Source organism: Amycolatopsis arida, assembly GCF_900115565.1.
GTDB lineage: Bacteria > Actinomycetota > Actinomycetes > Mycobacteriales > Pseudonocardiaceae > Yuhushiella > Yuhushiella arida.
Genome location: NZ_FOWW01000003.1, coordinates 620565 through 633544, shown reverse-complemented (window position 1 = coordinate 633544; position 12980 = coordinate 620565). Strand labels below are relative to the sequence as shown.

Annotated in this window: 12 protein-coding genes; 2 read left to right on the top strand and 10 right to left on the bottom strand. The window is 72.2% G+C overall.

The features are described 5' to 3' along the window. Positions 1-27: 27 nt before the first annotated feature. Positions 28-978: a D-alanine--D-alanine ligase family protein gene (locus BM051_RS12470; RefSeq protein ID WP_092530230.1), complete on the bottom strand. Its 951-nt coding sequence runs from the start codon at positions 976-978 to the stop codon at positions 28-30. Positions 979-1029: 51 nt separating this feature from the next. Next, positions 1030-2370 carry an aminotransferase-like domain-containing protein gene (locus tag BM051_RS12465; RefSeq protein ID WP_092530229.1) on the bottom strand — a complete coding sequence of 447 codons (1341 nt, stop codon included), beginning with the start codon at positions 2368-2370 and terminating at the stop codon, positions 1030-1032. Between the two features lie 212 nt (positions 2371-2582). Between BM051_RS12465 and BM051_RS12460 the strand changes: the two genes are divergently transcribed. Beyond that, entirely contained in the window at positions 2583-3227 is a 645-nt protein-coding gene (locus tag BM051_RS12460) for a GNAT family N-acetyltransferase (RefSeq protein ID WP_092530228.1), read from the top strand. Here BM051_RS12460 and BM051_RS12455 read toward each other — a convergent pair. Continuing rightward, complete coding sequence (locus BM051_RS12455; protein WP_092530227.1) at positions 3193-3732, bottom strand: hypothetical protein; 540 nt, start codon at positions 3730-3732, stop codon at positions 3193-3195. The genes BM051_RS12460 and BM051_RS12455 overlap by 35 nt on opposite strands. A 65-nt stretch (positions 3733-3797) precedes the next feature. Between BM051_RS12455 and BM051_RS12450 the strand changes: the two genes are divergently transcribed. Continuing rightward, entirely contained in the window at positions 3798-4256 is a 459-nt protein-coding gene (locus tag BM051_RS12450) for a MarR family winged helix-turn-helix transcriptional regulator (protein ID WP_243859422.1), read from the top strand. Between the two features lie 473 nt (positions 4257-4729). Here the strand turns inward: BM051_RS12450 and BM051_RS12445 are convergent, their stop codons facing one another. The 7 genes from BM051_RS12445 to murJ all read right to left on the bottom strand — a co-directional run bounded on the left by BM051_RS12445 (position 4730) and on the right by murJ (position 12752). Beyond that, a complete protein-coding gene (locus BM051_RS12445) occupies positions 4730-5881 on the bottom strand; it encodes an N-acetylmuramoyl-L-alanine amidase (RefSeq protein ID WP_092530226.1) in 1152 nt (383 codons plus the stop codon). A gap of 288 nt (positions 5882-6169) precedes the next feature. Next, complete coding sequence (trxA, locus tag BM051_RS12440; protein ID WP_092530225.1) at positions 6170-6496, bottom strand: thioredoxin; 327 nt, start codon at positions 6494-6496, stop codon at positions 6170-6172. 34 nt (positions 6497-6530) lie between these two features. Further along, positions 6531-7529, bottom strand: a complete 999-nt coding sequence (gene trxB, locus BM051_RS12435) for a thioredoxin-disulfide reductase (protein ID WP_092530224.1) — start codon at positions 7527-7529, stop codon at positions 6531-6533. Between the two features lie 101 nt (positions 7530-7630). After that, positions 7631-8425, bottom strand: a complete 795-nt coding sequence (locus BM051_RS12430) for an anti-sigma factor (protein ID WP_092530223.1) — start codon at positions 8423-8425, stop codon at positions 7631-7633. After that, on the bottom strand, positions 8422-9099 hold the full coding sequence (gene sigM / locus BM051_RS12425) for an RNA polymerase sigma factor SigM (protein ID WP_092530222.1): 678 nt from the start codon (positions 9097-9099) through the stop codon (positions 8422-8424). Before sigM ends, BM051_RS12430 begins: the two co-directional genes overlap by 4 nt. Before the next feature lie 141 nt (positions 9100-9240). Beyond that, complete coding sequence (locus BM051_RS12420; protein WP_092530221.1) at positions 9241-10791, bottom strand: protein kinase family protein; 1551 nt, start codon at positions 10789-10791, stop codon at positions 9241-9243. A gap of 122 nt (positions 10792-10913) precedes the next feature. Continuing rightward, positions 10914-12752 (bottom strand): murein biosynthesis integral membrane protein MurJ, encoded by a 1839-nt coding sequence (murJ, locus tag BM051_RS12415; protein ID WP_092530220.1) that lies wholly within the window; start codon positions 12750-12752, stop codon positions 10914-10916. Positions 12753-12980 lie beyond the last annotated feature (228 nt).

Here is a 12980-nt window from a genome sequence, read left to right as displayed (position 1 = left end):
CTCGGCGTGCGCCGCCGGCTCGATCGGCTAGTTGCCCCGACGCAGGGCGCGGACGACAAGGTCGGCGAACACCGCGCCGAGCGACGTGCCGGAGGCCTCGACCGCCATCGGGACCGTCGACGTCTCCGTCAGTCCGGGCGACAGGTTGACCTCGAGGAAGTACACCGTCCCGTCCGCGGCGACCACCGCGTCGGTCCGGGAGATGTCCCGCAGCCCCAGCACCCGGTGGGCGCCGACGGCGAGCTCCGCGACCGACTTCGCCGCGGACGGGTCCAGCCGGGCCGGGGTGAAGAAGTCGGTCAGCCCGGCGGTGTACCGGGCGGTGTAGTCGTACACGCCGCTCTCCGGCACGATCTCCACCGCGGGCAGTGCCTCGGGGCCGCCCTCCCTCTCGACGACCGTCACGGCCACCTCGACCCCCTCGACGAACCGCTCGGCGAGCACGGTGTCGCCGTAGGCGAAGCAGCCCACCATCGCGGCCGGCAGCTCGGCCGCGTCCCGCACCACCTGCGTGCCGAGCGCGGAGCCACCCTGGTCCGGCTTCAGGATCAGCGGGAGGCCGAGCCGGTCGACCATGGCGTCCAGCACCGCCTGCGCGCCGAGCTCACGGAACGTGCTGTGCGGCAGCACCACCCACTCCGGGGTGGGGAAGTCCGCCTGCGCCACGAGCGCCTTGGCAGTCGGCTTGTCCCACGCCCGCCGGCAGCCTTGCGACGTGGTGCCGACGTAGGGCACGCCCAACATCTCCAGCACGGTCTGCACCGAGCCGTTCTCGCCCTCGCCGCCGTGCAGCGCCACCACCGCCGCGTCGGGCCGGTGGTCGCGCAGGCGGCCGAGCAGCTCGGCGTCGGTGTCCCACTCCTCGACGGTGAGCCCGACGCCGCGCAGTGCCGCGGACAACCGGCGACCTGAGCGCAGGGACACGTCGCGCTCGTGGGACAGCCCGCCGGCGAGCACGGCAACGGTACGTTCGGTCACCCCGACAACTCCTTCGACGAACGGTCGACCGTCCACTGAGGACGGCGTGGGTCAGGCGGTGTCCGGCGAAGGGAACTGCGGCCCGGACACCGCGCGCGGGTGCACGCTACCGAAGGTCCTGACCAGGTCCATTTCGGACTCCAGCACACCGGCGAGCCGGCGCACCCCCTCGCGGATCCGCTCCGGCGTGGGGTAGCAGTACGACAGCCGCATCTGCCGGCTGCCCAGCCCGTCGGCGTAGAAGCCGGTGCCCGAGGCGTAGGCGACCCTGGCGGTGACGGCGCGCGGGAGCATGGCCTTGGTGTCGATGCCCTCCGGCACGGTGACCCAGACGTAGAAGCCGCCGTCCGGGCGGGTCCAGCTGCAGCCGGGCGGCAGGTGCTGCTCGAGCGCGCCGAGGATGGCGTCGCGGCGTTCCCGGTAGTTCTCCCGGAACTTCTTGATCTGGCCTTTCCAGTCGTGCGTGGCGAGGTAGCGCGACACCACGAGCTGGTTGAACGTCGGCGGGCACAGCGTGGCCGACTCGGCCGCCAGCACCAGCTTCTCCCGCACCGCGTGCGGCGCGAGGACCCAGCCGACGCGGAGCCCGGAGGCGAACGTCTTGGAGAACGACCCGAGGTAGACGACGTTGTCCGGGTCGGTCGAGCGCAGCGCCGGGTAGGTCTGGCCGTCGAAGCCGAGCAGACCGTACGGGTTGTCCTCGACCACGAGCACCCCGTGCCGCGCGCAGATCTCCAGAATCTCCGCCCGCCGCCGCACGGCGAGGGTGACGCCGGCAGGGTTGTGGAAGTTCGGGATCGTGTAGAGGAACTTGACCCGGCGACCCTCGCTCTTCACCCGAATGATCGCCTCGTCGAGCGTGGCCGGCACCAGCCCGTCGTCGTCCATGGCGACGTGCACGACCTGGGCCTGGTATGCGGCGAACGAGCCGAGCGCGCCCACGTACGACGGCCCCTCGGCGATCACCACGTCACCGGGGTCGCAGAACAGCCGGGTGACCATGTCCAGGCCCATCTGGGAGCCGACGGTCACCACGATGTCGTCCGGGTGGGCCGAGATGCCCTCGAGCGCCATCACCTCGCAGATCTGCTCGCGCAGCACCGGCACGCCGTGCGCGGAGCCGTACTGCAGCGCGACCAGGCCGTCCTCCGCGACGAGCTCGGCGACCTGCGTGGACAGCGAGTCCAGCGGCAGCGCGGCCAGGTTGGGCATGCCCCCGGCGAGCGAGACGACCTCCGGCCGGCTGGCCACCGCGAACAACGCCCGAATCTCGGACGCCGTCATGCCGGCCGTGCGGGAGGCGTAGCGGTCGAGGTGCGGGTCGAGGTTGGAGTGGCCGGCCTGGTGCGCGGGGGCGCCAGGCCGTGGTTCGAGCGGTCCAGGGGCAGTCATGGGCACTTCGCAGGCTGTCGGGTGGCGCTCTACCGGCCGGTAGATCCATCGAGTGTAACGGGGGCCTCGAAGGGGCTCCCGCTCTTTCGACGCTTCTCACACCGGCCTATCCTCGACTTGGGTCGTTCGCCTGTGTCGCGGTCCCGCCTGTCCGCGGGTGGTCGCCGGGCGAGTTCACGCTCGCGCAAATCGAACCAAGCCGGGGAGGACGGGTGTCGCGACGCGTTGTGGGCGTCACGCTGGACAACCTGGAGCAGCTGCCGCGGCACTGCCGGCGATGCGTGTACTGGGAGCTCGCCCCGCACCTGCGGGTGCAGGCGGAGGAGTTCGGCGAGACCGAGGTCGAGAAGGAGGCCTGGGTGTCGGCCGTCCTGCTCGAGTGGGGATCGTGCGGACGGATCATCTACAGCCAGAGCCTGCCGATCGGGTTCGTGCTGTACGCCCCGCCGAGCGCGGTGCCGAGGGCGGCGGCGTTCCCCACGTCCCCGCCGAGCGCGGACGCGGTGCTGCTGACCTCGTTCCACGTGCTGCCGGAGTTCCGCGGCGGGGGGATCGGCCGGGTGCTGGTGCAGGCGGTGGCCAAGGACCTGACCCGGCGCGGGGTGCGGGCGATCGAGGCGTTCGGCGACACCGAGCCGGAGACCGAGTCCGACGAGCACCGGTGCGTGCTGCCGGCGGCGTTCCTGCGAAGCGTCGGGTTCAAGACCGTCCGGCCGCATCCCCGCTGGCCGCGACTGCGGTTGGAGTTGCGCTCGGCGATCTCCTGGAAGGAGGACGTCGAGGCGGCGCTGGAGAAACTGCTCGGCCAGGTGACGGTGAGCGTCACGACCGCGGAGCCGAGCGGGGCGCGGCTGTAGCCGGCTCCTCCCGGGTGAGCACCTGGCGGAGGATGCCGATCCACCACACGAACGTGAAGGCGATGACCGTCGGGTTCTTCACGAAGAGCAGCACGGCCAGGTAGGTGGGCCGGGCCGGCTCCGGCAGCAGGGCGCCGACCAGCCGCTCGGCCACGACGTCGAAGGTCAGGAACGCCAGCGAGAGCAGGCCGGCCTGGATCAGCTGGCTCGGCCAGTGCGCCCGCCAGAACTCGGTGGCGTTCGCCCAGGTGGGCCGCCGGCCGGCCATGGCCAGTCGCCAGAGCAGCAGGAGCAGGACGAGCCGGGTGCCGGTGACCACGATCTCCGAGCCCAGTGCCAGGGCATGTGGCAGGTGCTCGCCCCAGCGGACGGTGAGGAGCCGCTGCACCGAGGGCACCAGCGAGAGCCCGGCGATGAGCGGGAGATGCCGGCGGTAGCACCGCCAGGCCCAGCGGGGCACGTCGAGTGCCAGGCGTAGTTCGTCGCGCGGTGTCGTCTCGGCCATCGCCAACACTCCTCAGGCTAGTTTAGTTCACTATAATAAAATTTCCCGCCTGGTAAAGTGACCGCGTGCGAAACAGCGAGGTGTCGGGCGCGGAACTGGGCCGCGAGCTGAGCACCGCGGTGGTGATGTTTCACGAGGCGATGGGCGCCCGGCTCGGGGTGAGCGCCGGCGACCAGCGTGCGCTGGCGGTCATCGCCCGGAACGGACCGCTGTCGGCCGGCCAACTGGCCGAGGAGGTTGGGCTGACGCCGGGCGCGGTGACCGGGATGGTCGACCGGCTGGAACGGGCCGGCCTGGTCCGCAGGGAGCCGGATCTCGCCGACCGTCGCCGGGTGCTGATCAGCGTGACCGAGGCGGAGGCGGACACCAGAGCGGAGGCGTTCGGCCCGCTGGCCGCGGCGATGGCCGAACTGGTCGACGGCTACACCGAGCACGAGCGGCGGGTGATCGCGGACTACGTGACCCGCACCGTCGAGGTGCTCCGCGCCCAGACCCAGCGCCTCACCGGTCAACCAGCCGACTAGGACCTGTCGCGTTGGGTCGCGCCGTCGGTCTTCGGTCGGGACTCCCTTCGAGCCCTGCGCCGCGGTGCTCGACCGGACCGGCCGACTCGGCGATCACGGGGGGTGTCAACTCCCGGTGAGGTCGCGGCCAGGAACCCCGAGCTGTCCACATCACCCGTTGGTGATCCACAGATTGTCGAGCCACCCTTCCGCGACCCCTACCATCGATAGACTGGCAGCGGGGCCGGCCCCCGGAGCGGGTGGGGGATGCTCGGGGGTGGTTTCGGGTTTGTCAAGCCCCGGATGTGTTGGTCTTCCGCAGCCGCAGCCGCAGCCGCAGCCAGGCACGCAGCCACAGCCACTGCCAGGCGCGCAGCAGCCGCGGGTCATTTGTGCTACATGGGCCGATGCCCAGGGGCCGCACTCGAGAGGCGCCGTGGTGGCGGGTCGATCGCCGGAAGGGGAAGACAGCGGCCGGGAGAAGAGCGACCAGGCTACTCGGCCTTGGCGAGCTCGTGGGCCAGCACGTCGGCGAAGGTGAAGGTGCCCGTCGGCTGGTCGTTCTCGCCCAGCAGGTAGAGCCGCTTGACGGCGACGAGGATCCCCTCGGCCACGACGTCCCGGAACGCCGGGTCGGACAGCCGTTGCCGGTCACCGGGGTTGGTCAGGTACCCGATCTCCACCCGTACGGCCGGGCACCGGGTCAACCGCAGAATCTCCCACGTCTTCGGGTGCGTCCGGCAGTCCAACAGCCCGGTCCGCACGGCCAGCTCCCGCTGGATGAACCCGGCGAGCAGCTCACCGACGGTGGACGTCGTGCCGTAACCGTTGCCGAAGTGGAAGCTCGCCACCCCCTGCGCGAGCGGCGAGGCGTTCCGGTCGCAGTGCAACGACAGGAAGAGGTCGGCACCCGCTTCATTGGCGAACGCCGCCCGGTCGGCCTCCGCCGGGCACTGCCGCGGCCCCCGGGAGATCAACGCCTCCATCCCGGTCGCCTTCATCCGGCCTTCCAACCGCCGGGCGAGGTCCCAGGCGATGTCGGCCTCCCGCACGCCCTGCACCGCGATCCCCGGGTCCGGCCCCCCGTGCCCGGGGTCGATCACGATCCGCTTGCCCCGCAGCCGTGGCCCCGCCCGGCGCACCTGCTCCTGCTCCCGCAGGAACACCGGCCGACCACCGCGCGCCCGCGGCGAGAGCTGCCGCAGCGCGCGCACCACTCCCGGCCCGCAGATCCCGTCCACGACCAGCCCGTAGTCCCGCTGGAAGTTCCGCAACCCGCGCTCGGTTTGTGGCCCGAACACGCCGTCCGGCCGGCCCACGTCGTACCCCAGCTCGGTCAGCCGGTCCTGCAGCGCGAACACGTCGTCCCCGTGCACCGGCGACGACACCAGGTACGCCAGCGGGCGGCTGCCCAGGTGGTAGCTCGCCCCCCGCAGCGCCCGGTAGGTCGCGGGCCCCACCACCCCGTCGGTGATCAGGCCGCGCCGCTGCTGGAACGCGCGCACCGCCTGCTCCATCCCGAGGTCGAAGTGCGCGTGGCGGCCGTGACCGTTACCGTTCTCGGCCGGGAGCAGATCCAGTGCGGCGAGGACCGACTTGATCTCGGCGACGTCCGGTCCGGCGTCGCCGCGGCGGAGTACCCGCATGCACTCCTCGCTCTTCCTCGGGCACCGGGAACGGTGCTCGCTGCTGGGCAGTTGTCCGCTGGGAGGTCCGCTGGGCGAATGTCCCAGGATCTCTATTGTGCCCTGTGAACTCTCGGTGAGCGCGCAGGGCCGGTTGGTACGTCACTCCACGTCACGGCCTTCTGGCCGTGTACCGGAAGTGATCACTTCCGTCGTGCCGGTCACACGACACGACCCGGGAGCCACGTAGTAGACGCACGCCCCCGGGTCGCGGTTGCCTCGACGGACCGAACGGTCCGCGCGAACGGACTAGCCCAGTACGTCCGCCAGGTCCGACAGCAGCGCCGCCTTCGGCTTCGCGCCCACGATCTGCTTCACCGGCTTGCCGCCCTTGAACAGGATCAAGGTCGGTACCGACATCACCTGGTAGTCCCGCGCCGCGTTCGGGTTCTCGTCGATGTCCAGCTTGGCGACGGTCAGCTTGTCCTTGTGCTCGGAGGCGATCTCCTCGAGCACCGGTGCCACCATCCGGCACGGGCCGCACCACGTGGCCCAGAAGTCGACGAGCACCGGCTTGTCGCTGGTCAGCACGTCGTCGGCGAAGCTGGCGTCGGTCACCTTGACCGTGTCGGTCATGTTCTCTCCTGTCGGTAGGACAACTCTTACGAACTCAGTTCGCCGGTGCCGCGGCGTACCCGCCGCCGACCAGCTCGGGTGCCTCGTGCGCCTGCTCGACGCCCACGTGCTCGGCGAGCCAGCGCTCGGCGTCGATCGCCGCGGCGCAGCCGGAGCCCGCCGCGGTGATCGCCTGCCGGTAGGTGTGGTCCACCAGGTCACCCGAGGCGAACACGCCGGGAAGGTTGGTGTGCGAGCTGGGCGCCTTGGTGAGCACGTAGCCGGCGTCGTCGAGGTCCACCTGCCCGCGCACCAGCTCGCTGCGCGGGTCGTGCCCGATCGCGACGAAGAAGCCGGTGACGTCGAGCCGGGACTCCTCGCCGGTGACGGTGTCCCGCACGGTCAGCCCGCTCACCTTGTCCTCCCCGAGCACCTCGGTGATCTGGGAGTTCAGCCGCCAGCGGATCTTCTCGTTCGCCCGGGCCCGCTCGAGCATGATCTTGGAGGCGCGGAACTCCTCCCTGCGGTGCACGATCGTCACGCTGCGGGCGAACTTGGTGAGGAACGTGGCCTCCTCCATCGCCGAGTCACCCCCGCCGACCACGGCGATGTCCTGGTCGCGGAAGAAGAACCCGTCGCAGGTGGCGCACGACGACACGCCGCGGCCGAGCAGCCGCTGCTCCCCTGGCACGTGCAGGTACCGGGCCGCCGCGCCCATGGCGAGGACCACCGCGCGCGCCGCGTAGCGCTTGCCGTTCACCGTGGCGTACTTGACGTCACCGGTGAGCTCCAGCTCCTCGACGTCCTCCGCGCGCAGCTCGGCGCCGAACCGCTCGGCCTGGGCGCGCATCTGCTCCATCAGGTCCGGCCCCTGGATGCCGTCGCGGAAGCCCGGGTAGTTCTCCACCTCGGTGGTGGTCATCAGCGCGCCACCGAACTGCGAGCCCTCGAACACCAGCGGTTCCAGCTGGGCACGCGCCGCGTACACGGCCGCCGTGTACCCGGCGGGACCCGACCCCACGATGATCAGGTTCCGAACGTCTTCCGCAACCACCCGATGACCTCCGCTCGTTCCGCCCTGCGTACCAGGCTCAACACGATCGTAGGTGCGGGTGTTCCCGGCCCGCCGCGACCCGCGGGTGCCGGGCGGGGCCCTCAGCCGCCCTGCCGCCCGACGGTCTCGTCCAGCAGCAGACCGGGGTTGTCCGGTCCGCAGTCCGGGGCCAGCGCCACCAGCCGGAACTGGGCGAACTGCCCGGTGGTGAGCAACACCACGACGGCAGGATCGCCGTCGATGGTGGCCGGCCGGATGCCCGCGGGCTTGACGTCCGGGTCGATGCCGTTGGCGGCCAGGCACGCGTCCAACCGCTCCTCGGTGCCGAGCGGGCCGAAGTCGCGCACTTCGTTGATCTCACCGATGGCGGTGTTGAGATTGTCCCGGCGCAGCGACACGGGCGGCTCGTCGGTGTCCGGTCCCGGCGCCGCGCCCGGGAGGTTCCCGTTGTCCGGCCCGCCGTTGCCGGCGCCGGGGACGAGGATCGCCACCGCGGCCACCGCCGCGGCGGCCGCGGTGAGCAGGCCGCCGCCGAGTCCCATCAGCCGCCGGCGCCGCCGGCGTGTCGCGTCGAGCGACACCACCGGCGCGATGCCGGGTTCCCCGCCACGGCTCTCCCCGGCGCGTCGGCGGGACTCCTCCGCCAGCGCCGCGTCGATTCGCCCGGCCACCCGCGCCGGCATCGGCGGTGCCGGCGCCGCGCCCAGCTCGGCGAGGTCCGCACGGGTCGCCTCCAGGGCCTCGAGCACCGCCCGCGCCTCGGGGTCGGCCTCGACCCGCGGCCACAACCGGGCCGCCTCGGCGTCGTCCAGCGCCCCCGCGTGCAGGTCGGCGAGCACGTCGACAGACCAGGGCGGGCCCACGTCCCCGCTGCCCCCCCGACGCTCGTCCGTCATCGTCCCTCCCCGTCCCGTAGCGGGTGCGGTCCCGGCCGCGTGCGCCCCGCCGCTCCCTGCCCGGCCGCGCCGCGCGGCGCGCCGCCGCGTTTGCTTTCGGAAGTTGGGACGCCACCGGGCGCATCCGGGTTCCGCAGATGGCCGAGAAGCTTCGCGAGTTTCACCCGCCCCCGCGCGCAGCGGCTCTTCACCGTTCCCTCGGCGATGCCGAGCATGCTCGCCGTCTCGGCGACCGAGTATCCCTCCACGTCCACCAACACGATCGGGGCACGCTGGTCCTCGGGGAGCTGGTCCAGCGCCTCGCGGACCAGCAGCTTCGTCTCCCGCTCGGCCATCGAGTCGCGGGGCACCGCGGGCTCGGCGGGGCCGGCGTCCGGCAGCGGCACGGTCGGCCGGGCCTGCCGCCGACGCATCCGGTCGAGGCAGGCGTTCACCACGATCCGGTGCAGCCACGTGGTGACCTGGGACTCGGCCCGAAAGTTGGCCGCGGCGCGGAACGCGGAGATGAACGCGTCCTGCAGCGCGTCGGCGGCCTCCTCCGGATCACGCAGCGTCCGCAACGCGACCGCCCACATCCGGTCGCGGTGTCTGCGGACCAGTTCGCTGAACGCGTGGGGGTCGCCGGCGGCGTGTGCCGCGATGAGATCGGCGTCCGAGGATGCGGCTGCGGTCACCCGGAAGAGACTACTAACTCCCGCACGGGAGTTACTGCGCCGGTAGATGTCGATCCGACCGGACGTAGCCGTCGCCACTGATGACGGCGGCAAGGCGGTTCAGCTGCTTCCGGTCTTCTCGGCGTGCTGCCCCGCGATCCGTCAGGTCGCGGGGATGAAGGTCAGCTCGCCGATCTCGGAGACGTGCTTCGCGCCGTCCTCGGAGAGCTTGGTGATCCAGATGATGACGTACTGCGACTGCGTCGGCTGGACCAGCGACAGCTCGGTGTTCGGTCCGGTCAACTCGCCGGAGGCGACCACGCGGGTGTCGGACAGCGGCGGGTTGGCGCTGTCGGCCACCCGAACCTCGACGGCCGTGCCCGGGCTGTCGGCGTCGATCCGCACCTTCGACAGGTTGATCGGCTCGTCGAACCGCGCGGCCAGGCCCACCCCGGGCTTCAGCGCGGGAAGCTGCTGCTGGTACTGATCCGTGCGCCACACCGTGCCGGGGTCGCCGTCGATGGCGTTCTTCGCCCTGGCGACGTTGTCGCCCCTGCCCTCGGGGTTGTAGACCTTCACCTCGGCCGGTCGGACCGGCTCGCCGAGCGTGGGGGCCGGCGGCTCCTGGGGATCCTCCTGCGGAGGCGCCTGGCTCTCGCTGCTGGGCCGGGCCAGGTTCACCGCCGGTCCGCTCGCCGACGGGTTGTCCTGGAAGAAGCTGATGGCCATCATGCCGAGCCACGCGAGGATGCCCACCGCGGCGACCACCAGCACGGTGACGCCGAGGGCGAGCTTGCGGCGCCGGGCGGCGTCGCGTACAGGCTTCTTGGTGGTCCACACCCCGCCGTCCGGGTCGACCCGGTCCTCCACCGCCTCGATGAGCTGGGTGCGCTCCTCCGCCTCGGCGATCTGCTCGAGCATCCGGAGGATGGCCGACGCGGTCCGGATGGCGTCCTGGCCTCCGTCCTCGATGGTGCGGCTGGCCAGCGACGAAAGCTCGGCGGGGACGTTCGGCTGCAGCGAGCGGGCGGGCACCACGCGGCCGTTCGGCGAGCGGGGCGCGGCGGGGATCGCCGGCGGCCCACCCGGCAGCGCCCATCTGCCGGTGAGCAGCAGGTACAGCACGCCGCCGAGGGCCTTGACGTCGTCCCGCAGGGTGGCGTCGGGCAGCGGGCCGGGGAAGGCCAGCCGCAGCCGGCCGTCCGGGGTGAGGCGCAGTCGCTGCGGGTGGTCGATGCCGAGGACCAGCCCGGCCTGGTGCGCGCTCTCCACCGCCTCGGCCAGCGCCTGCACCATCCGCACCGCCGTGCCCGGCGGCACCGGGCGCTCGGCGACGAGGTCGACGAGGTCACTGCCCTTGGTCCACTCGGCGACCACGATGCCGAGCAGCCCCTCGCTGGAGGAGATGCCGTTGCCGAGGCTGAGCACGTCGAGCACCCTGGCGACGCCGCCGTGGTGGGAGGTGCCGGACTGGAGCTGCGCGGCGTGCGTGGCCCGGTCGAGGGTGCGCCGGGCCTGCCGGGCCGCCTCCGCGTCGGCCGGGTCACCGACCAGCATGGTGAGCGCCACGTCCCGGCGCAGTTGGCCGTCCCGGGCCCGCCACAGGTGCGCGCCGGCACGCTCGTCGATGCCGAACTGCGCGAGCAGCCGATAACGGCCGTCCCCGACGACCCCTCCGGGCGCCAGCGAACCGCCGCGAGCGCGAATGCTCACCCGGACCGCCCCCCTCCCTGCTCGCCGTGCTCGCTGCGTCTGGTGTTCACCGCACTCTCCCGCGTGTCCGACACCCGAGGGTACGCCGAACTCGTCACCCAAGTGTGGTCCGCGTGCTCCGGTCACGCGCGCCGAAGCAGCCCGGTGACCCGTTTCGTGAGCGGGGCGAGCTCGTCCACCCTGAGCGCGATGAGTACCCCGAACGACACGGCGATGCCGACCGTGCCCTGCAGGACCAGCCGGATCCACGCCTGCGGGACCGGGCCGACCGCGTCCGGCACCAGCAGCCCCACCAGCCACGCGGCGAGGACGCCGAGCCCGCTGGCGACGACGGTGAACAGGATGACGCCGATCACCCGCCGGCTGCGCAGGTTGCCGAGCTGTACCCACAGCCACACCTGGCCGAGCACCGCGCCCACCACGAAGACCAGTGAGTTGACCATCATCACGCCGAGCACGACGTTGACCGGGTCCAGGGTGGCGGCGGCCAGGTAGAGCAGCGGGATCTTCACCGCCGTCATCACGACCATGATCAGCGTGGGGGTGCGGGAGTCCTTCATCGCGTAGAACACCCGCATCTGCAGCATCACCAGCGCGTACGGCAAGAGTCCGAACGCCGAGATGGCCAGCGTCTGGCCGAGCCGCTCGGCCTTGGCGAACTCCACCTCACCGAAGCTGAACAGCGCGATGCCGATCGAGGTGCCGGCCACCGCCATCACCGCCGAGATCGGCAGCAGGGTCAGCGTGGTCAGCCGGGACGCGTAGGACAGGTCGCCGACCAGCCGGCGCGTGTCGCCGTCGGCCGCGGCCCTGCTCATTCGTGGCATGACCGCGGTGAGCAGCGAGACGCCGATCACCCCGTAGGGCAGCTGGAACAGCAGCCAGGCGTTGGAGTATGTGGTGATGCCACCCTCGTCGCCGCCGCTGAGCACCCGGGTGTTGATCACCATGCCGACCTGGCTGACCACGACGTAGCCGAGGATCCAGGCGGCCAGCCCGCCGAACTCCTTGAGCCGCTCGTCGATGCCCCACCGCCAGCGGAACCGGAACCCCGAGCGGCGCAGCGCCGGGAACAGGAACAGCGCCTGCGCCACCATCGCGGTCAGCACGCCGAGGCCGAGCACCAGGATCTTGGGTTGGCTCATGTAGTTCGGGTTCAGCGTCGGGTCGCCGGGCACCAGGGCGTAGAGGCCGATGGTGACGAAGATGACCAGGTTGTTGACCACCGGCGCCCACTGCGCCGGCCCGAAGATCTGCTTGGCGTTGAGGATCGCCGAGAGCACCGCGAACAGCCCGTAGAAGAGCAGGCCCGGCAGCAGCAGGTAGGCGAACGCCGTGGCCATCTCCTGGTTGGCGTTGCCGCTGTCGGACATCAGCAGCCCGGTGAGCAGCGGCGCGCACATCGTCGACACCACGGTGCCGACCAGCAGCACGGTCACCGCCATGGTGAGCAGCCGCTGGGTGTACGCCTCGCCGCCGTCCTCGTCGTCCTGCGAGCGCACCAGCAGCGGCACCACGACGCTGGTGAGCACCCCGCCGAGCAGCAGCTCGTTGATGATGAGCGGCAGCGTGTTGGCGACGGTGAAGGAGTCGTAGACCACACTGATGCCGGCCACCCAGGCCAGCATCACCTTCCAGGCGAAGCCGGTGATCCGGCTGGTCAGCGTCGCGATGGCCATCCGGCCGCTGGCCTTGACCAGCGATGGCGCCTTCGCGCCGCCCGGCTCGGCCTTGGGCTTGCGTTCCGGCTCGAGGCCCACCGCCGGCAGCCGGTCGCCGATCGGCTCGGACGGCCGGGGAGCGTCCAGGATGCGCGGCAGCATCCGGGTGGCGAACTCGTCGTACGGCCGGAGCATGTCCGGGTCGGCCGCCGGCCAGCGCACCCCGGGCGGCACGCCCCGGTCCCGCGGGATGAAGGTGGTGGCGTCGGGCTCCCGCCGCTCCTGCTCCCACGGCCGCACCGGCGCCGGCCGGCGCGGCTGACCCCGCCGGGGTTCGCGGCGGGGCGGTTGCCGCCCCGCCGGCTGCCGGGCGGGCGGTGGGGGTGCGGGTGGGGGCGCCTGTGGGGGCCGGGGCGGCTGTGCCGGTGGTGGCTGCCGGCGGGTGCGGGCGGGGTCGCGGGGGACCCTGCGTCCGTCGACCTCGGGCGGCGGCCGGCGGTCCGGCCGCGGTGGCGGCGGTTGGTCCGG